Here is a 17,410-nt window from a genome sequence, read left to right on the forward strand (position 1 = left end):
CGTCGGTCCCATGACCAAGGTGCTGTGCTTATTGATGACCTCGACAAGCTCGGTCACGAGACGGGTTCCTTCCGGTCGGTGAGGCGCAGGAACACCTCGTCGAGGGTGGGGCGGCGCAGCCTCACGTCGGCCGCGGCCACCCCGGCACGGTCGAGTTCGCGCACGATGTCGGCGAGCCGGAAACCGCCGCCGGGCAGGGCGACGCTGAGCCGGTCGGCGCCCGTCATCGTGGGATCGGTCCCGGTCAGGGCGTTCAGCACGGTCGCCGCCGGACGCAGCGCGGCGGGGTCTTCGAGAACGACGTCGAGGCGGTCCCCGATCGTGGCCTTCAGCTCGTCGGGAGTGCCCGTGGCGACCACCTGCCCGTGGTCGATGACGGCGATGTCGTCGGCCAGCCGGTCGGCCTCGTCCAGATACTGCGTGGTGAGCAGCACCGTGGTGCCGTCCGCCACCAGTTCGCGGACGCTGTCCCAGATCTCGCCGCGGCTGCGCGGGTCCAGGCCGGTGGTCGGCTCGTCCAGGAAGAGCACCTCGGGGCGCAGGATGAGGCTGGTGATCAGGTCGAGGCGGCGCCGCATACCGCCGGAGTAGCCGGCGACCTGACGATCGGCGGCGTCCATCAGACCGAAGCGTTCGAGTAGCTCGTCGGCCCGCCGGTGCGCCTCGCGCCGGGACAGGTGGTAGAGGCGCCCGAACATGCGTAGGTTGCCACGTCCGGTGAGCTTCTCGTCCACGGCGGCGTACTGGCCCGCGAGCCCGATCCTGGCCCGCACCTTGCCGGCCTCGCGGACGACGTCGTATCCGGCGATGCGGGCGTGCCCGGCATCGGGATCGGACAAGGTCGCCAGGATGCGCACCGCGGTCGTCTTCCCCGCACCGTTCGGCCCCAGCACGCCGCAGACCGTTCCTCTCGGGACGCTCAGGTCCAGGCCCCGCAACGCATGGGTGTCACCAAAGGACTTGCGCAGTCCCTCGGCGATCACGATCGGATCCGCCATGATCCCTCCACTGGGTACTTTGTACGCGGTTATGTCGGCCAGGCTAAGTTACTGGGTACTATGTACGCAAGTAGGGGGTGGAACGGTGACCGACGCCGAGTACGTGAACATCTGGATGCGGCCCGAGCGCCCGGCCCGCGGGCCGAAGCCGACCTACAGCCGCGCGCAGATCACCGAGGCTGCGGTTCGGGTCGCCGACGCCGAGGGGCTGGAGGCCGCCACCATGCGGCGGATCGCCGCCGAGATCGGCGCGGGCGCGATGTCGCTCTACCGGTACGTCCCGAGCCGCGACGACCTGATCGAGCTGGTGGCCGACCGGCTGATGGGCGAGATCGACGTCGAGGGCATGCCCTCCGGCGACTGGCGCGCGGACCTGACACGCTACGCCGACGGGCTGCGGGCCATGTGGCTGCGGCACCCGTGGATCGCCACCGTGAACCGGTCGCTCCCCGGCTTCGGCCCCAACCAGCTGCTACTGATCGAACGGGTGATGGGAGCCCTCGACGCCCACGTCTCCATCGACGAGAACTTCGGCCTCATGGCCATCCTGAACGGCTACGTCGAGGGCGCGGCCCGCGACGAGGTCAGCTGGGCCGAGGAGGTCCGCCGCAGCGGGCTCAGCGAGTCGGAGTGGATGGCGCGGAGCTCTTCGCGTGTCCAGCAGCTGCTGAAGAGCGAGGAATATCCGATCTTCAGCAAGATCGTGATGGAGGCGCGCCAGCCGCACCTGAGCCGCGACGAGCGGTTCCGGTACGGGCTGGAGCGCGTCCTCGACTGCATCGCCGCGGCCCTCCCGCGGGCGGTCGAGCCTCCGGTGCCGGCGCACCGAGAGGGGCAGGAAGATGGATCAGAACCCGCCGGATCAATCCAATGTGGGTAGGTTGGCTGACCTCCGCCGGCAGATGACGAGGAGTCGTCCGCAAGCGGGCGGATGGTTGATCACCCGCCAGGCGGACGCCGTCTCCGCTGTGCGCGACTCATACTTTGGCCTGCGCTACGCCGTCTCTCTGGACGTGTTCGCACGCAGAAAGGAGCCAAAGAAGATGAGAACGTACAGCAAGGCAGTACACGCCGTGATGGTGGCCGCTTCGGCGGTGGCCCTGGCCGTGGTCTCGCCCGCACCGGCCGCGTCCGCGGCGGCGGTGACGATCAGGGTCGTGCCGGCCTACTCCGAGACCCAGGAGGAATCCTCCTCCTGGTTCGTCTGCCCCACCAACCAGGTGCTCACGGGGCGGTCGCACCGCGGGGACGAGAACGCCGACACGACGTACACCTGTAGTTGGATTTTCATCAACGACGAGCAGGTGCAGGTGAGCATCGGCGACTGGAGCCTCGAATACAAGGAGAGCAACTCCAACTACTCCTCCCCGCCGAACCAGGCGCTCGTCGGGCGCCGGCACATCCTCGACGAGAACGGCTGGACCCGGTACCGCTCCGCCTCCCTGGCGTGGCGGGGGCAGACGGTGCGGCTTGTCGACCCCCTGTGGACCGGCGACCTCAAGGAGAGCAACCACAACTACCAGACCGGCACCCAGCGGGTCCTGATCGGTCGCGCGCACTCCGGGGACGAGAACGGCAACACCCGCTACCAGCACGCCTACGTGACCATCGACGCCTGATTCCGGAAAGGAGGACGACATGAAGAAGTTCGCGTTCGCCGCGCTGGCGGTCGCCGCCGTCGCGGCGCTGAACATACCGGTCCCGGCCCTGGCGGCGACGATCAAGGTCGAGTACGTCTACAGCGGAACCGTGAAGGAGTCGGGGGGCGAGGCCGTCTGCCCAGAGGGCCAGGTCATGACCGGGCGGTCGCACTACGGGGACGAGAACGCCGACACCACCTACCAGTGCAGTTGGATCCTCATCGACGGCGTGCAGGTGGAGGTGTTCACCGGCGACTGGTACGGCTACATGAAGGAGAGCAGGTCGAACTTCTCCGCACCGCTCGACCAGGCGATCGTCGGGCGTTGGCACCACGGTGACGAGAACGGCGCCACCGAGTACAAGACCGGGGCTCTCTACTGGCAGGGGATTCAGGTCCGCATCACCAACCGGACGTGGACGGGTTCCTACACGGAGAGCGGCCACACCACGCAGGCCGGTTTCAACCAGGTCATGACGGGGCGCAACCACAGCGGTGACGAGAACGGCAAGACGCAGTACCAGTACGGAACGGTGACGTTCGCGGGCTGACAAGGTCGATCGCCGCCGTCCACTCCCGGGGCGGCGGTCTCGTCACAGCGGCGACATCAGGATAAGGCGCCTCGCCGAAGCGGTCTGCGAGCCGATCGACCGGCACGGCCCCGAAGGAGGCGACCCTTCGCGACGTGGCACAGCAGGCCGGAGTGTCCATGGGGGCGGTGCAGCGCCGCTTCGCCACCAAGAGCGTGTGACGCACGGGCCGGATCTGTTGCGTTTCCCTTCCAGCGCGGCGATGTGAGCCCGAAGTCCGTCACGTTCGTCCACTTCCTCTGCCAGGACCTCGGCGATGGTCAGCAAGCCCAATCGGCGGCCGGAGGTCTCCTCGATCAGCCGGCCGATGGCTCCTGCAGTCCCGCAGAGACTTCCAGCGCGTGCGCGAGCGGGCAGTTCCCAGGATCGCTACTTCTCGTGAGGTCCTTGAGCTTTCTTACCCGGCCGGGCCATGTCTCGGTGCTGCACGGACGTGTGCGCGTTCGCCCTGTTTCCCGATGAGACTCAGGTACTCGACGGGACCGGCGGCGGTGGCCCCGAACCAGTGCGGGGTGCGCGTGTCGAACTCCGCGGCCTCCCCGGGCTTGAGGATGAGGTCGTGTTCGCCGAGTACAAGGCGGAGCGTTCCGTTGAGGACATAGACCCAGTCGTAGCCCTCGTGGGTGCGCAGGTCGGGTTCGGCGTCGTCGCTTCCGGCCGGGAGGACGAACTTGTAGGCCTGGATTCCTCCGGGCCTACGGGTCAGCGGCAGGATGACCGAGCCGTCGCTGCAGGGGATGGGACGCAGATTGATGCGGGGGTCGCCGGTCGGCGGCGCATCGACGAGCTCGTCGAGTGTGACCCCGTAGGCGCGAGCAAGCGGAAGCAGCTGCTCAAGCGTGGGACGTCGCAGGCCTGCCTCGAGCCGGGACAAGGTGCTGGTGGAGATGCCGGTCTCCTCTGCGAGGTCGGCGAGCGTGACGTCGCGATTCAGCCGAAGGCGTTTCAACCTCGGTCCGACAGCGTCAAGAGTGCGGTCAATGGCTTCGTCCACCCCTCCATTTTGCCATTCGGCAACAACGTTTGCATATCTGCCTTCTCTGTCGGCACCATGAAGAACGAACCAAGGAACGCACCCGCAGAGGGGGTGCACGATCTGTCGGCGTGGGTGAGCCCGGCGAAGCTGTTGGCACGTGGCCGCGACGAGGTCACCGGCTACGGCGGAGAGAGATCATCGCGAACGAGGAGGACGACCTATGACGCACGGATTCGACAAGGACTTCTGGGAGCGGCAGTGGCAACAGGGGCGAGCTGGGGGCCCTGGATCCATGGGCGGAAACTCACCGAACCCGTACCTCGCTCGTGAGACCAGCGGCCTGACACCGGGCACGGCACTGGATGCGGGGTGCGGCGGCGGCGCCGAGGCGATCTGGCTTGCCTCCCACGGCTGGCACGTCACGGCAGCCGACATCTCGTCCGAGGCCCTTGCTCTCGCTGCCGAGCGCGCGGAGACGAGCGGGGCCCCCGAGTGCTTGCGGTGGGTTGAGGCGGATCTGAGCGTCTGGAGCCCGGGCGCGCAGTTCGACCTGGTCATGACCCACTACGCCCACCCGGCGATGCCCCAGCTGGAGTTCTACGACCGCATCGCCGGGTGGGTGGCTCCCGGCGGCACGCTGCTCATCGTGGGGCACCTGCACACCCCGGGCTCTACCGGCCATGGGCACCATCCGCCTGCCGAAGCGTCGGCCACCTCCGCGGCCATCACCACGCGCATGGACGGCACGGAGTGGGAGATCGTCACCGCCGAAGAGCACCTCCGCACGCTCACCGGCGGGGGCCGAGCGGTCTCCCTCCACGATGTCGTCGTGCGCGCCACCCGACGCCGGTGACCACACCATCCGCCGGCGTCAAGGACCGCTGCTCCGGGGCCGCGCTGGCTCTCCCGCTTCGGCGACGCCACCCGGTCGGTGAAGACCAGCAGGAACTGCTCAGCCGGCTGCCCAGGTGGTTCGGCGCTGCCGTCGGCTGAGCGCGCAGTTGTGGCTGGACCTATCTGCGGCCGCGTTCGGCGCGGTCCGGTGCCGCACCCCGCCGGCTCGAAGCCTCCGCGAAGTACGACGACCCCAGCAAGATCAATCTCATCGAATTCCCAATCCGTAGTTGGGGACGTTCCAAGGGTGTGATTGATGCGCGTGCGTGTCGGCGCAGTCTGACACGCACGCGCCTGTCAACCCAGCTTTTTCAGCCTGACAGCCTGTTTGAGGAAGACGATGCCGTCGATCATGTCGAGCTGGGCCGGGTCCAGCGGGAAATAGGCGAAATCGTGGGAGATGCGCGGGGCGGGCTTCGTGACGGCCTCGGCCAGACGGCGGGCGTCGATGAGAGAGTGGTCCCACGGGAGCGTGGACAGGAGGCCCTCGACGGTGTCAGGGGACGGAATGTCGTCGCCGACCGTGCCGAGGGCCGAGGCCAGAAAGGCGTACCGGTCGCCCAGGTGCGTTTCGGCGATGGCCCCCGCGCTCCACCACTCCAGCGCCTGGTCGCCGAACGGCATGAGGCTCTTGTTCCGCTGCAGGTGAAGGTTGCCGGCGAAAACCAGGGCCGGGCCTTGCTCGGCGACGGCACGCAGGTTGGCGGCCATCATCGCGTCCCGCAGGGCCGACAGCCGGGTCCACCGTTCCGGGGAGGCGTCGGCCATCCAGGAGTGGTAGCGGAGCAGGCCGACGGCGGTGCGCCCGTACAGCGCCGCCCGCTCCCTGTCCTCCGCGCTCAGCCGCGGCGCCTGCGTGTCGAGCAGCGCCACCAGGTCGTCGGCGATCAGCCGCAGCCGCTGGGCGTCGACGGACTGGCCGATCGACTGGGACGGATCCATGGCCGTGGCCTCGTTCGTCCACCGATCGTCCGGGCCCAGCAGCGCGTCGAGGGTTTCCATGGTGCAGGGCAGCGGGCCGTCAAGGAGGGCGTGGAGGGCGGTGAGCGCCTGGCGCGGGCTCTCGGCCCAATACTCCAGCGGGCCGTCGAAGCCGAAGAACCGGAGCTTTTCGTCATGCTCCTTGTTGTACGCGCGCATCCAGCGCACGAGCTCGCGGTTGGCCGGGGAGGTGCCGAAGTTGTGGCTGAAGCCGCGCTCCATGACGTCGTCGAGCGTGCCCGCGCCCGTCGTGACGTAGTCGTCCACCACGAGGCCCCTGAGGCAGTCGCTCTCGATGGCGAACGACCGGTAGCCCTCGTGCTCGACCAGATGCCGGAAGATCTCGTTGCGCAGCTCTCCCAGTTCCCCCACAAAGTGCCTGGCCTCGCCCAGGCCGAGCAGCAGGGGCTTGGCGGGAAGCGACCGGAGGAACGTCGAGACGCCCGCGCCGTCGAGCGGCCGGGCTGTGTACCTGATATCCATACCTTCAACGGTATCGTTGAACTTTCGGTGTAAACTTTGCCGCGAAAATCCCCGCTCTCATCGCGACGAACCTTAAATCGGTGATGCATCCATGAGGCCAGTGGACCTGGCGCGCGAGCACGGCCTGTCCACCCAGGCGATCAGGAACTACGAGGACGCCGGCATCCTGCCCGCCGCCGAACGCACCGTCCACGGCTATCGCACCTATACGCCGCTGCACGCGCAAGCCCTGCGCGCGTTCCTCGCCCTCGTGCCCGGGCACGGTCACCAGACGGCCACGTCGATCATGCAGGCGGTCAACCGGGGTGCCACCGAGGACGCGCTGCGCCTCATCGACGAGAGCCACGGCCAGCTCCTCGACGACCGCCGCACCCTCCAGGCCGTCGAAGCCGCGCTCCGCGATCTGGCGCCCGTGCCGCAGGAGCGCGGCGACACGTTCATCGGCCCGCTGGCCAGGAGGCTCGGCATCCGCCCTGCCACCCTGCGCAAATGGGAGAACGCCGGACTGGTCCGGCCGCGCCGCGACCCGCAGACGGGCTACCGGATCTACAGCGCGGCCGACGTACGGGACGTCCGGCTGGCCCACCAGCTCAGGCGGGGCGGCTACCTGCTGGAGCAGATCGCCCCGCTGATCGCCCAGGTCCGCTCCGCCGGAGGCGTCGCCCCACTGGAGTCGGCCCTGCGCGACTGGCACGCCCGCCTGTCCTCCCGGGGCCGCGCCATGCTCAAGGGCGCCGCCGACCTGGACACGTACCTCCGCGCTCGCGATCAACCGGGTGGCGGCTTGCCGTAGCTATAGGAGGTCTGGGCCATCGGGAAGGACAGGAAGATCAGTTAGCGGCGTTGGGGCTCGTTCTCAATGCGGTGGTGCCGCGGTGACGCCGAGCCTGGTCAGCTCGGTGATGGCGGTCAGCCCGTCCATGCCGGGCATGCGCAGGTCCATCAGGACCACGTCGAGCTGGAGCTCTTGGGCGAGTCGTACGGCTGTGGCGCCGTCCGCGGCCTCGCCCACGGGTGCGGAGGCGAACATGCTGCTCAGCCCGTCCCTGACGACGGGGTGGTCGTCCGCGATCAGCAATCGGATCGGGGTCTCGGCCGTGTGGTCGGTCATGCGTGGCTCCCGGTCGGCAGGGTGGGGAAGCAGGCGGAGATTCCGGTGCCCGTGCCGGGTTCGGACTCGATCTGCAAAGTCCCGGACAGCTCTTCGACGCGCTGCCGCATGATGGTCAGGCCGAACCCGCCGCTGCGGGACGGCGGCCGTGACCTGCCGGTTGTGGCCGTGTCGGCCTCAAGACCCGCAGGATCGAAGCCCTCGCCGTCGTCACGTACGTCCAACGCCACCTCGTGCTCCAGGTAGGACAGCGTCACCCCGACCCTGGTCGCGTGCGCGTGCTTGGCGACGTTGGCCAGTGCCTCCTGTGCTGTGCGCAGCAGCGCGAACTCGGCCTCCGGTGTCATCGGCCGCGCCGTGCCGGTCGTCGTGACCTGGACGGCGAGCCCGTGCAGCTTCGACCACCGGTCGGCGACGTCGGCGAGTGCGTCGCTCAGGCGCGCGGTTTCCAATGATTCGGGCCGCAGCGCATCGACGGAGCGCCGGGCCTCGGCCAGGCTTTCCCTGCGGCGCAACACGCCGTTCGAGCACCAGGAGGTGATCCGGGACGCTGCGTGACCACGCTGGCCCGGCTGGTCGCCCGGGTACGCGATGAGGACCGACCGGCTCTACGACACCCTGTACGAGGTGCTGTCGCCGCGCCAGCAGGTGATCTTGGAGATGCTGGATCTGCTGGTCAGCACCGAGCTGCTCGGCAAGGCCGAGACCGCGGCGGGCAAGGAACGGGCCCGCCAGCATCCCACGCTGGCCAAGCACTCGGCCACGCTCGCCGCAGCGGTGGAGATGCTACTGGAGGTCACCGAGTACGGCGAGGAGCTCCGGCTGGATCAGGTGTGGGAGGCGATTGACGCCATCGTGCCGCGGCGGGCGCTGCGCGAGGCGGTCGCGGCGGTGACCGAGATGGTGCCGCCGCCCGACGCCGATGCCGACGGCGATTCGAGGAGCAGACCAGCCGGCTCCCCCAAGCCGACCAAGACAGGGCTCGCCAGATCGAGACGCAGCTGAACGCCAACGGTAGGGCGGTGTACGCCAACGCGAGATGGTGGGGCTTTGAGATCGTCCTCAACGCCGCAGCCGCCCAAGCCGCCGCCGACGGCCCGGTGGAGCCGGCGACACCCGCGAGCAGGAGGGCTACGCCCCGACCGGTGCGCGCCGGGCCCTGCTCATCGCCCGCGCCTTCACCCGCACCCACTCCGGAGATGCCGGGCATGGCTGACCGCATCCACCTGCGGCACTCCACCGACAAGCAGACCGACGCCCGTCAGCGGCACGTCCTGGCCGCCCGGTTGGCCGCGGGCGCCCCCAAGACAATCCATCGCATCCTGGACGCCGCCGGTGCTCGCAACCTGCCCGACCAACTCGCCCTGTCCCCGGCCGACACCGGCGAGCCGGCCCTGGACCCGGACGTGGTCCTCGACCTGCCCGGCCTGCTGGTCGAGCAACGGAAGGTCCCGGCAAGCCGCTCGACTCAGCTTTACCAACGGGACTTTTCGTTCCGATGCTCGTCACGCCCCGGTTCGGCCACGAGCGCCCGAGGCGGCTGTCGGCGGCCGAACTGGCCGCGATCCGCGCCCTGGCCGACGACATCCCGGCCCTGTGGTCGGCTCCAACGACGACCGCCGCTGACCGCAAGAAGCCGGTGCGCCGTGGTCGAGCGGGTGCAGGTCACCGTCGATGGCGCCGGCGAGAACATCCATGCCGTCGTCACCTGGGCCGGTGGCCATCGGACCCACGCCGACCTGATCCGCCCCGTGGCCCGGATCGACCGAGACGCCACAGCCCGCCCCGCCCGGGGCCATGGCGCATGAGCGTACAAGGCTCACGTGTCGGGGTGTCGTTAAGGCTCCGTGTCAGGACGGGCCGAGGACGCAGAACTCGTGGCCCTCTGGGTCGGTCAGGCACGTCCACGGGACGTCGCCCTGGCCGAGGTCGAGGTCGGTGGCGCCGAGGGCCCGCAGCCGGGCCACCTCCGCTGCTTTGTCGTCACCGGGGTAGGGCAGCAGGTCAAGATGGATGCGGTCCGGCACGGTCTTCACGTCGGGCGTGCGCAGGAACTCGAGATACGGGCCGACACCCTTGGCGGAGCGCAACACCGCATGTTCGTCGGTCACCTCGTGCAGGGTCCAGTCCATCGCCTCACCCCAGAACCGGGCCATGGCCCGCGGATCCGCGCAGTCGACCACCACCACCGCGATCGGCCCGGTGTCCCGGTAGATCTCCCGAGGCTCCAGCACGCAGAACTCGTTGCCCTCCGGGTCGGCCAGGACCGTCCACGGCACTTTGCCCTGGCCCACGTCGGCGGGCGTCGCACCGAGAGCCTGGAGGCGCGCGATCAGGTCCGCCTGATGGGCCGCGGAGGTGGTGGCGAGATCGAGGTGCACACGGTTCTTTGTTGTCGTCTTGGGTTCCGGGACGGGAACGACGTCGATGCAGACGGCGACCGGGTCCGGCCAAACGAAGCCGCCGACGGGTCCAACGTAGGTGGTCACGCCGGGTCTGAGAACACTCCAGCCGAGCGCCTCCGCCCAGAACCTGCCGACCGCCAAGCCATCAAGAGCCTTTATGTTCACCTGAACAGGTCGCAGTGCCATGCCGGAGATCCTAAACCGACGCCGTGGCGGCGGCGGGCATGGATCGGCGGAGAACCGGCGTTCGCCATCCCGGCATCGGAGATGGCTCCTCCATCCTGAAACGGAGGGCACCTCAATGACCGAGATGCGAGGGGCCCCTATTCGGCTCTCAGCGTTTACCCCTGCTCCGGCGCGTCGGCAGCGTTAGGTGGTTTGCCCACCAGGTCGCAGTACTCGGCTCGCTTGGGCGCCCACTGCTCGGGCGTGTACAGGCTGGTGGCCGGATCGGCGAGGAAATCCACAGGCATGAGCAGGCACGTTGGCCCTCCGCTCGCCGGGTAGCCCCGGTGCAGCAATGCACCGGGGCTACCCGGCGAGCGGGGAGGGCTCTGACGCTCAGAGCGTCGAGGATCTCACCGCGCTGCTGACCTCGGCGGGGGAGCGCTGAGGTCGAGACGGTTACCGCTCCCGGACTGCGTAGGTCAGGTGGGTCACCCGCTGCGTCGGCTCCGCGCGGACCGGCTCCAGCGCGACCCTGGACGCGTCCACGCCGTCGAACAGGCGGATTCCGGAGCCGAACAGCACGGGTGAGAGTGCGATCGAGAACTCGTCGATCAGGCCGGCGTTCACGTACTCCAGGATCGTCGCGCCGCCGCCCGCGATGCGGACGTCTCGGTCGCCGGCGGCCTCGCGGGCCTGGTCGAGCGCGGACTCGATGCCGTCGTTGACGAAGTGGAAGGTGGTCCCACCCGGCCGCTCCCAGGGGTCACGCTTCTCGTGCGTCACGACGAACACCGGCGTGTGGAACGGCGCCTCCTCCGGCCACATCTGCTCGCCGGCTTCGAACATGCGCTTGCCCATCACGCTCGCGCCGGTGCGCTCGAACGTCTCCCGCGCGATGTCGTTGTCGCGCCCTTCCTCGCCGCCCCCGCCGAGCTTCAGGTTCTCCCGGAAGAACCGCAGCGGGAATGCCCACCGCTGCAGTTCCATCCACTGCCGCCCCATCAACTCCCCGAGGGACCCGGGTGCGATGAAACCGTCCAGCGACATCGACACGCTGAAGAACACCTTCCCGGCCATCAGCCCTCAGCTCCCTTCCGAACGATCTCGGTGACGTAGGCAGCCAGGTTGCTCAGGGTCTGCCGGCCGCCCTCGATCGCGTGGTACTTCTCGACCGCCTCGTCCCGCAGTTCCTTGGTGGGGAACACCGTGCGCATCTCGATCTGGGTCGCCGCCCCGTCGGGCGCGAACGCGAGGACCGACTCGAAGGCGTTCGGGTCGCCGCGGTATTCGCCGTGCAACAGCGCGATCCCCTCCGGCGGGACGATCTCGGTCCAGGAGATCCACTCCTGGTAGTCCGTCCCGTCCGGCCCGTGCATCACGAAGTCCCACACTCCGCCGACGCGGAACTCGAAGGACCGCGTGGTGGTGGTGAACCCCTCCGGCCCCCACCACCGCGACAGGTGCCGCACCTCGGTGAACGCCTCGAACACCAGCTCCCGTGGGGCGTCGATGACCCGGGAGATCACAATCTCGCGGTCGGCCGTCGCGGACTGCGCCGGCGCTCCTTGTCCCGTCTCGCTCATCAGTCACTTCTTTCTTGTCTTGCCTGCTTGAGGTCCTGCACGTACGCGTCCAGCCGGTCGAAGCTCTCGTTCCAGAACCGCTCGAACCCGCCGGTCCACTCGTGGACCGGTCGCAGACCGCGGGCGTCAAGGCCGTACAGGCGCTGCTTGCCTACCTTGCGGTCCCGCACCAGCCCCACCTCCCGGAGCACCCGCAGGTGCTTGGACGCCCCCGGCTGAGTCATCCCCAGCTCCTGGGCCAACTCGGTCACCGGCCGCTCACCCGCCCGCAGCAGCGCCAGGATCTCCCGGCGCTGCGGCTCGGCGATCGCGTTGAAGACGTCCGACGTCGTCGCTGCTCGTGCCATGGGCGCCATCATATGCCCATATCGGCATGCGTCAAGGCGGGTCTTGCCGGATGACGATCGTGCCCCTTGTCGGCGGTTGCGGGAAACGCGTATCCCGCAGCCGGAGCCAGCGCCGCGCCGCGCCAGCGTGAACAGCGCCATGACCAGCACCGATCGCGCCAGCAGAACCACCAGGATCTGCGCGCCGACCAGCGGCAGCCCGGTCAGCCAGTGCACGCCGGTGGTGGCCGGCTCGAGGCCGGGGTAGAACGATGCATCGCCAGCCCGACGGTCGCGGCGGTCAGGGCGATCAGAGGCCTGCTTGAGGCTGCGTCACGGGTCCGTGGCCTGCCGGGCGCGCAGAGCCCGGAGCTTGTGACGGTTGCCACACCGCTCCATCGCGCACCAGCGCCGGGCGCCGGGGCGGGAGGTGTCGACGAACACCAGCGGGCAGTTGTCGCTCGTGCACTCGCGAATGCGCCCGGACAGCGGCCCGGACAGCAGCTCGATCATCTCCCGCGCCAGTATCGACAGCGCCTGCGTTGCCCGCACCGGCGGCGTCCACCCGGCAGTCGTGCCGTCGGTGGCGAGTTCGGGGATCAGCGGCGCCGCGGCCGCGGCCCGGTTGATGGTCGTGACCGCCCCGGCGGGAAGCGGACGACCCGCCGCCCGGGCGTGCGCCGCGTCCCAGATGGCCTGGCGGAGGGCCTTGGCCACAGTCAGCTCGCGGGCGGTCACGGGGGCCGTCATGACGGCGGCCAGTGGCGGCTGGGCAAGCCACTTACCGAGGTCGGCAGGCTCGTGGAGGGTCTCGAACACCGCGTACGGGCCCTCACCCCCGGTGTGGGCGAAGTCCAGGCAGAGGGCACCGGCGTCGAACCAGAACGACCCGCCCTTGCGGTCGTGCAGCATCCGTCCGGTTGTACTCGCTCGCATGAAACCACTATAACTGGTGTCGTAACGAAACCCCTTTTACCGGTTTCATCGTCAGAGGAGGCAACACATGGGTACACGGCACATCAACCCCGAGGGACTTCATCGCAGCCCGGCCTTCAGCCAGGCCGTCGTGGTCGAACAGCCGGTAAAGACGATTTACATCGGCGGGCAGAACGGCGTCGGCGCCGACGGCAAGGTCGTCGGTCCCACGGTCGGGGAACAGGCCAGGCAGGCGTTCCGTAACCTCGCGACCATTTTGGAGAGCGAGGGAGCGAGCCTGGCGAACATCGTGCACTGGCGCATCGCCGTGCTGGACGGCCACACGTTCGACGAGGGCGTGGCCGCCTTCCAAGAGGTGTGGAACCGGGCCGATCCGCCGCCGGCCATCACGGTCCACGTCGTGGCCGGCTTGGGCCTCGGGTTCCTCGTTGAGATCGACGCCGTCGCCGTCGTGTGACGGCTCCGGGGCCGGGGGCGGGACCGTCCACCGGTCGTCGGGTCGGCCCGGTTTCGCTGCCGGGCGTGACCCGGCGGCAACGACCGGGCGGAGGCCATCTGTCATCATGTGCGCTCTGGGCCCGGAGGCGGTAGGTGCCGTCCGGGCGGCGGTCGAGCCGCTGGTCCCGCCCCCGCCCCCGCCCCTACCACTTGGTGCGGAATCACATCACTCAATGACTGGCCGGACTGGCTCGGGCGACGCCCCATGACCAGCGACGACAGGGTCGAAATCCGCAAAGCTCTCGAAATCGGTCTCCCCGAAGGCCCTCTCACCGAGAGTGGCCCGTTCCTGTGTTACCGCACCGATCCACGTAAACTCATCGCGGTTCGCGGCCGCATCCACTCCGCCGCCCGCACTGCGGCCGAAGGGCGAGCCACCACCTACCACGCGACCGACTCCACCGTCACCGTCGGCATCCACTGTGATTCTTGATCTGCGGCCCGGTTGGGCCTGCCACGCTCGACACCGGCCCTTGGTATGACCCGCATCAGCCTGTGCTGGCCCGCCCGGGTGTCAGGACGGCGGCCGCGGCGGCCGCCACGGTTGCGGCGATCGCGGCGAGGATGAAGCCGTTGGTGAACCCCGAAAGGGTGTCGGTGATGAGGCTGGCCGCTGCGACGCTGGAGATGACCGCGGCTCCGATGGAGGCACCGAACTCGTGGAATGTGCTGACGATGCCGGAGGCGATGCCGGCTTCGTGGGGGGCCACCTGACCGAGAGCGGTCGCTGAGGCGACGACGAATATCGCGCCGGTCCCGGCGCCTGCGATCGCCATGCCGACCACCACGGTCGCGGGGTGCATCGACAACGCGGGCACGGCCATGCCGATCGCGGCGGTGAGCAGTCCGGCCACGCCCAGGCGGCGCGGCCCCGCTGTGGCGATGGCCCGGCCGGTGAGGTTGGCCCCGAGCATCGTCGCCACCGCGACCGGGAGGAACAGCAGCCCCGTTTGCAGCGCGCCGAAGCCCTGTGCGTGCTGGAAGTAGAACGTGCCGAGGAAGAACACCGCGATCATCAGGGCCGTTGCCATCAGGATGAGGAACGTGCCGGTGGCCACCGGGCGTCGAGCCAGCAGTGCGAGGTCCATCAGAGGTGACCTGGCGCTCTTCTGCCTTGTTACGAACGCCAGGTAGCCGATCCCGGCCGCCAGGACGAGCCAGCCGGTCGTGGCGGTGAACCATCCGTGGTCTCCGGCGCGGGTGATCGCATAGATCAGGGCGCCGGATGAAGCGGTGACCAGCAGGGCACCGAGCACGTCGAGCCGGGGACGGGGTGCGGCGACACCGCGGTGCGGCAGCATCCGGGCCAGAGCGGTGATGATCACCAGTCCGATGGGCACGTTGACGTAGAACACCCATGGCCAGCCGGGGCCGGCGGTGAGGAGTCCTCCCAAAAGCACGCCTAGGGCCGCGCCGCCACCGCCGAGCGCGGACCAGACGCCCAGCGCCCTGTTGCGCTCGTCACCGTCGAACAGGCTCACCACCAGTGACAGGGCTGATGGAGACAGCAGCGCCGCACCGAGTCCTTGCGCGATGCGGCCGCCCAGCAGCATGCCGGCCGAATCGGAGAGGCCGGTCACCAGTGACGCCGCCGTGAAGATCAGCAGGCCGGCGAGTACCACCCGCCTGGCCCCGATCAGGTCGGCGATGCGGCCGCCCAGCACCATCAGGCCGCCGAACGTCAGCGTGTACGCGGTGACCGTCCAGGTCACGGCCTGGCGACTCAGGCTCAGATCGGTCTCGATGTGCGGTAGCGCGATGGCCACGACGGTGACGTCGAGGATCAACATCAGCTGGGCCACCCCGAGGAAGGCCAGGATGCGCCATCGCCGTGGATGGGCCGAACCACTGTGCGCGGATGGGTCGTGGATCTGTTGGGTCATCGAGCACCTCTCACTATAACTCGTACTCACATATACGAGTTTTAATGGTGAGAGTAACACGTACATTCCAATACGAGTTAGGCTGATGACATGCCTACCGCCGCCGGCCCGCGTCGTCGCGCAGACGCCGAACGCAACATCGCCCGCATCGTCTCCGCGGCACGCGAGAGCCTGAGCGGTGATCCGAACGCGAGCGTCGACGACATCGCCAAGACCGCCGGAGTAGGCCGGATGACGCTCTACGGTCACTTCCGCACCCGGGCAGAACTGGTCGAGGCCGCCCTGGTCGACGCACTGCGCGCCGGCGAGGAGGCACTGTCGGCCGTCGACCTCACCGGCGACGCGCACGATGCCCTGACCCGGTTGCTCGACTCCAGCTGGTCTCTCGTGGCCGAATCCGCGGCATTGTTGACGGCGGCCCAGGGAACTCTTCCCACCGGGCGCATTCGCACGCTGCACGCCGCCCCCGCGCAGCGCGTCGAGGAACTCATCCGCCGCGGCCAGGACGAAGGCGCGTTCCGCACCGACCTGCCGATCACCTGGCTGGTCAACGTCGTGCACTACGTCCTGCAAGGCGCCGCGGAGGAGAACCGCACCAAGCGCCTGAAGACAGAAGAAGTCGCCCGCGTCATCACCACGACGGTGCAGTCCATTCTGGCCGCCCCCCTCAAAGACCGAGGTAGCACGATCCTGTAGGCCGGTTTTCGCCTGGTGCCTGATGACTGGCTACCGGGATTCACCGAGACCGACGCCCGTAAGAGGGCGAGCTCTGCGATCGTGCACCCGGTTGTTGGCGATCTCGCGCGCGGTGTGGTGGCGGCTCCACCGCACCGCACCTTCCTTGATCCAGTAGTGGGAGCGGCAGGGCAGGCTCGTCAGCTCCCGGCACAGCCGAGGTCATGTCGCCGCGACGGTTGACCCTGACGCAGGGGCAACCTCTCAACTTCGACCTTCGGGGCCATGGCCTCGCCTCGGCCGCCGACCGGTACTCCTTCGAGGCGTTCCTTAGTGATTTGGTCGCCGTGATGGCGGAGCCGGGACGCCTCGGCCCGGATTCGGCGCCCGTGCTTGTGGGGTACTCGCTGGGCGCGGATCTGGCCGTGCACTATGCCTCCGAGCATCCTGGCACCGTCGCCGAACTTGTTCTCATCGACGGGGCGACCCCGGTGCCCGAACCGTTCATCACCGCGGCCGTCCTGCCGGAGTTCCGCGCAATGTGGGAGGACCTGGCGACGCAGCAGGAGGCCGAGTGGGGCACCGCGCGTCAGGTGTCGCTCACCGCCCAGGAGATTCTCGACCTGAATATCGATCTCGACTCATCGACTTCTTTCTCACCCTGGGCCGGACTCTTGCCCGGACCGCCGACGGCCCACGGCTGGTCGAGCTGGCCGACAAGCTGGCCGCCTACATCACGCAGATGGCCGAGGAGAAGGGCGAGGACTATGTCGACGACATCGACATCGAGCCACCGCGCGTCAAGCCGATGGACACAAGCGCCGCGGTCCCACTGCTCGGCAGCTCCGACACGATCGGCGTGAGGTCGGCGCGGTCGAGGATCTCGGCGGTGTGGCGGCGGGTGTACTCGGCAGCGAGGTCGCGGCGCGAGCGCTTGCCGACCCCTTGGCGGTCATCCTCGGCGTACTGGAGCCGGCGTAACTCGGCGGTCGGGGCGAGCTCGGGGTGGTGCTCATAGGCGATCCGAGTATGGGCGAGCCGCCTGCAGCCGGCGTGGTTCGCCCAGGCGTACTCGGGGCCGCGGACACCGCGGCGCTGGCGTACGTCGAGCAGCAGGCGGGCGTCCGCGTGCCGCAGTCGTTGCAGGAAAGACTCGCCGCCGAAGCCATAGACGCCGATTGTCACCATCCTGAGCACCGGAATCACCCACCTGCCTGCTACTCGTGCCGCCTCCGGCGGCCCTGCCGGAGGCGGCGAGGTCGCA

Annotated in this window: 25 protein-coding genes; 12 read left to right on the top strand and 13 right to left on the bottom strand. The window is 69.0% G+C overall.

Features of this window, described 5'->3' with window-relative positions; translation table 11 throughout:
- Window positions 1-53 precede the first annotated feature (53 nt).
- Entirely contained in the window at window positions 54-998 is a 945-nt protein-coding gene (locus ACQP0P_RS23680) for an ATP-binding cassette domain-containing protein (RefSeq protein ID WP_433381003.1), read from the bottom strand.
- Between the two features lie 85 nt (window positions 999-1,083).
- On the opposite strand from ACQP0P_RS23680, the gene ACQP0P_RS23685 reads away from it, so the two are divergent.
- The 3 genes from ACQP0P_RS23685 to ACQP0P_RS23695 all read left to right on the top strand — a co-directional run bounded on the left by ACQP0P_RS23685 (window position 1,084) and on the right by ACQP0P_RS23695 (window position 3,188).
- Window positions 1,084-1,878 carry a TetR/AcrR family transcriptional regulator gene (locus ACQP0P_RS23685; protein ID WP_433381006.1) on the top strand — a complete coding sequence of 265 codons (795 nt, stop codon included), beginning with the start codon at window positions 1,084-1,086 and terminating at the stop codon, window positions 1,876-1,878.
- 163 nt (window positions 1,879-2,041) lie between these two features.
- A complete protein-coding gene (locus tag ACQP0P_RS23690) occupies window positions 2,042-2,617 on the top strand; it encodes a hypothetical protein (RefSeq protein WP_433381009.1) in 576 nt (191 codons plus the stop codon).
- Window positions 2,618-2,636: 19 nt separating this feature from the next.
- Entirely contained in the window at window positions 2,637-3,188 is a 552-nt protein-coding gene (locus ACQP0P_RS23695) for a hypothetical protein (RefSeq protein WP_433381012.1), read from the top strand.
- A 436-nt stretch (window positions 3,189-3,624) separates the two neighbouring features.
- Here the strand turns inward: ACQP0P_RS23695 and ACQP0P_RS23700 are convergent, their stop codons facing one another.
- Window positions 3,625-4,221 carry a helix-turn-helix domain-containing protein gene (locus ACQP0P_RS23700; protein ID WP_433381015.1) on the bottom strand — a complete coding sequence of 199 codons (597 nt, stop codon included), beginning with the start codon at window positions 4,219-4,221 and terminating at the stop codon, window positions 3,625-3,627.
- A gap of 202 nt (window positions 4,222-4,423) precedes the next feature.
- Between ACQP0P_RS23700 and ACQP0P_RS23705 the strand changes: the two genes are divergently transcribed.
- Complete coding sequence (locus ACQP0P_RS23705) at window positions 4,424-5,056, top strand: class I SAM-dependent methyltransferase (RefSeq protein WP_433381018.1); 633 nt, start codon at window positions 4,424-4,426, stop codon at window positions 5,054-5,056.
- On the top strand, window positions 5,053-5,196 hold the full coding sequence (locus tag ACQP0P_RS23710; protein WP_433381021.1) for a hypothetical protein: 144 nt from the start codon (window positions 5,053-5,055) through the stop codon (window positions 5,194-5,196). The genes ACQP0P_RS23705 and ACQP0P_RS23710 overlap by 4 nt, the downstream gene beginning before the upstream one ends.
- A gap of 198 nt (window positions 5,197-5,394) precedes the next feature.
- On the opposite strand, the gene ACQP0P_RS23715 is transcribed toward ACQP0P_RS23710, so the two are convergent.
- Window positions 5,395-6,561, bottom strand: coding sequence for an erythromycin esterase family protein (locus ACQP0P_RS23715; RefSeq protein ID WP_433381023.1), 1,167 nt, complete (start codon window positions 6,559-6,561; stop codon window positions 5,395-5,397).
- 91 nt (window positions 6,562-6,652) lie between these two features.
- Between ACQP0P_RS23715 and ACQP0P_RS23720 the strand changes: the two genes are divergently transcribed.
- Window positions 6,653-7,354, top strand: coding sequence for a TioE family transcriptional regulator (locus tag ACQP0P_RS23720; protein ID WP_433381026.1), 702 nt, complete (start codon window positions 6,653-6,655; stop codon window positions 7,352-7,354).
- Window positions 7,355-7,417: 63 nt separating this feature from the next.
- Here the strand turns inward: ACQP0P_RS23720 and ACQP0P_RS23725 are convergent, their stop codons facing one another.
- Both ACQP0P_RS23725 and ACQP0P_RS23730 read right to left on the bottom strand, forming a co-directional pair.
- On the bottom strand, window positions 7,418-7,672 hold the full coding sequence (locus ACQP0P_RS23725) for a response regulator (protein WP_433381029.1): 255 nt from the start codon (window positions 7,670-7,672) through the stop codon (window positions 7,418-7,420).
- A complete protein-coding gene (locus tag ACQP0P_RS23730; RefSeq protein WP_433381032.1) occupies window positions 7,669-8,187 on the bottom strand; it encodes a sensor histidine kinase in 519 nt (172 codons plus the stop codon). Before ACQP0P_RS23730 ends, ACQP0P_RS23725 begins: the two co-directional genes overlap by 4 nt.
- 76 nt (window positions 8,188-8,263) lie before the next feature.
- On the opposite strand from ACQP0P_RS23730, the gene ACQP0P_RS23735 reads away from it, so the two are divergent.
- Together ACQP0P_RS23735 and ACQP0P_RS23740 are read left to right on the top strand one after the other, a co-directional pair.
- Window positions 8,264-8,677 (top strand): hypothetical protein, encoded by a 414-nt coding sequence (locus tag ACQP0P_RS23735; protein ID WP_433381035.1) that lies wholly within the window; start codon window positions 8,264-8,266, stop codon window positions 8,675-8,677.
- 203 nt (window positions 8,678-8,880) lie between these two features.
- On the top strand, window positions 8,881-9,480 hold the full coding sequence (locus ACQP0P_RS23740; protein ID WP_433381038.1) for a hypothetical protein: 600 nt from the start codon (window positions 8,881-8,883) through the stop codon (window positions 9,478-9,480).
- Window positions 9,481-9,522: 42 nt separating this feature from the next.
- On the opposite strand, the gene ACQP0P_RS23745 is transcribed toward ACQP0P_RS23740, so the two are convergent.
- The 6 genes from ACQP0P_RS23745 to ACQP0P_RS23770 form a co-directional block, all read right to left on the bottom strand.
- Window positions 9,523-10,263, bottom strand: coding sequence for a VOC family protein (locus tag ACQP0P_RS23745; protein ID WP_433381040.1), 741 nt, complete (start codon window positions 10,261-10,263; stop codon window positions 9,523-9,525).
- 155 nt (window positions 10,264-10,418) lie between these two features.
- Window positions 10,419-10,550 carry a hypothetical protein gene (locus tag ACQP0P_RS23750; protein ID WP_433381043.1) on the bottom strand — a complete coding sequence of 44 codons (132 nt, stop codon included), beginning with the start codon at window positions 10,548-10,550 and terminating at the stop codon, window positions 10,419-10,421.
- 151 nt (window positions 10,551-10,701) lie between these two features.
- On the bottom strand, window positions 10,702-11,322 hold the full coding sequence (locus tag ACQP0P_RS23755) for a dihydrofolate reductase family protein (RefSeq protein WP_433381046.1): 621 nt from the start codon (window positions 11,320-11,322) through the stop codon (window positions 10,702-10,704).
- Window positions 11,322-11,828 carry an SRPBCC family protein gene (locus ACQP0P_RS23760; RefSeq protein ID WP_433381049.1) on the bottom strand — a complete coding sequence of 169 codons (507 nt, stop codon included), beginning with the start codon at window positions 11,826-11,828 and terminating at the stop codon, window positions 11,322-11,324. Before ACQP0P_RS23760 ends, ACQP0P_RS23755 begins: the two co-directional genes overlap by 1 nt.
- Complete coding sequence (locus ACQP0P_RS23765) at window positions 11,828-12,175, bottom strand: ArsR/SmtB family transcription factor (RefSeq protein WP_433381052.1); 348 nt, start codon at window positions 12,173-12,175, stop codon at window positions 11,828-11,830. The genes ACQP0P_RS23760 and ACQP0P_RS23765 overlap by 1 nt, the downstream gene beginning before the upstream one ends.
- Before the next feature lie 312 nt (window positions 12,176-12,487).
- On the bottom strand, window positions 12,488-13,090 hold the full coding sequence (locus ACQP0P_RS23770) for a CGNR zinc finger domain-containing protein (RefSeq protein WP_433381055.1): 603 nt from the start codon (window positions 13,088-13,090) through the stop codon (window positions 12,488-12,490).
- A 67-nt stretch (window positions 13,091-13,157) separates the two neighbouring features.
- Between ACQP0P_RS23770 and ACQP0P_RS23775 the strand changes: the two genes are divergently transcribed.
- Complete coding sequence (locus ACQP0P_RS23775; protein WP_433381058.1) at window positions 13,158-13,547, top strand: RidA family protein; 390 nt, start codon at window positions 13,158-13,160, stop codon at window positions 13,545-13,547.
- 246 nt (window positions 13,548-13,793) lie between these two features.
- Window positions 13,794-14,021, top strand: coding sequence for a hypothetical protein (locus ACQP0P_RS23780; RefSeq protein WP_433381061.1), 228 nt, complete (start codon window positions 13,794-13,796; stop codon window positions 14,019-14,021).
- 55 nt (window positions 14,022-14,076) lie between these two features.
- Here the strand turns inward: ACQP0P_RS23780 and ACQP0P_RS23785 are convergent, their stop codons facing one another.
- On the bottom strand, window positions 14,077-15,471 hold the full coding sequence (locus ACQP0P_RS23785) for an MFS transporter (RefSeq protein WP_433381064.1): 1,395 nt from the start codon (window positions 15,469-15,471) through the stop codon (window positions 14,077-14,079).
- A gap of 90 nt (window positions 15,472-15,561) precedes the next feature.
- On the opposite strand from ACQP0P_RS23785, the gene ACQP0P_RS23790 reads away from it, so the two are divergent.
- Both ACQP0P_RS23790 and ACQP0P_RS23795 read left to right on the top strand, forming a co-directional pair.
- On the top strand, window positions 15,562-16,167 hold the full coding sequence (locus tag ACQP0P_RS23790; RefSeq protein ID WP_433381067.1) for a TetR/AcrR family transcriptional regulator: 606 nt from the start codon (window positions 15,562-15,564) through the stop codon (window positions 16,165-16,167).
- A 203-nt stretch (window positions 16,168-16,370) separates the two neighbouring features.
- Window positions 16,371-17,009 carry an alpha/beta fold hydrolase gene (locus tag ACQP0P_RS23795; protein ID WP_433381070.1) on the top strand — a complete coding sequence of 213 codons (639 nt, stop codon included), beginning with the start codon at window positions 16,371-16,373 and terminating at the stop codon, window positions 17,007-17,009.
- Here the strand turns inward: ACQP0P_RS23795 and ACQP0P_RS23800 are convergent.
- A complete protein-coding gene (locus tag ACQP0P_RS23800; protein WP_433381073.1) occupies window positions 16,912-17,334 on the bottom strand; it encodes a DUF488 family protein in 423 nt (140 codons plus the stop codon). The genes ACQP0P_RS23795 and ACQP0P_RS23800 overlap by 98 nt on opposite strands.
- Window positions 17,335-17,410: the final 76 nt, after the last annotated feature.

This window comes from Streptosporangium sp. CA-115845, from assembly GCF_050943795.1.
Taxonomy (GTDB): domain Bacteria; phylum Actinomycetota; class Actinomycetes; order Streptosporangiales; family Streptosporangiaceae; genus Streptosporangium.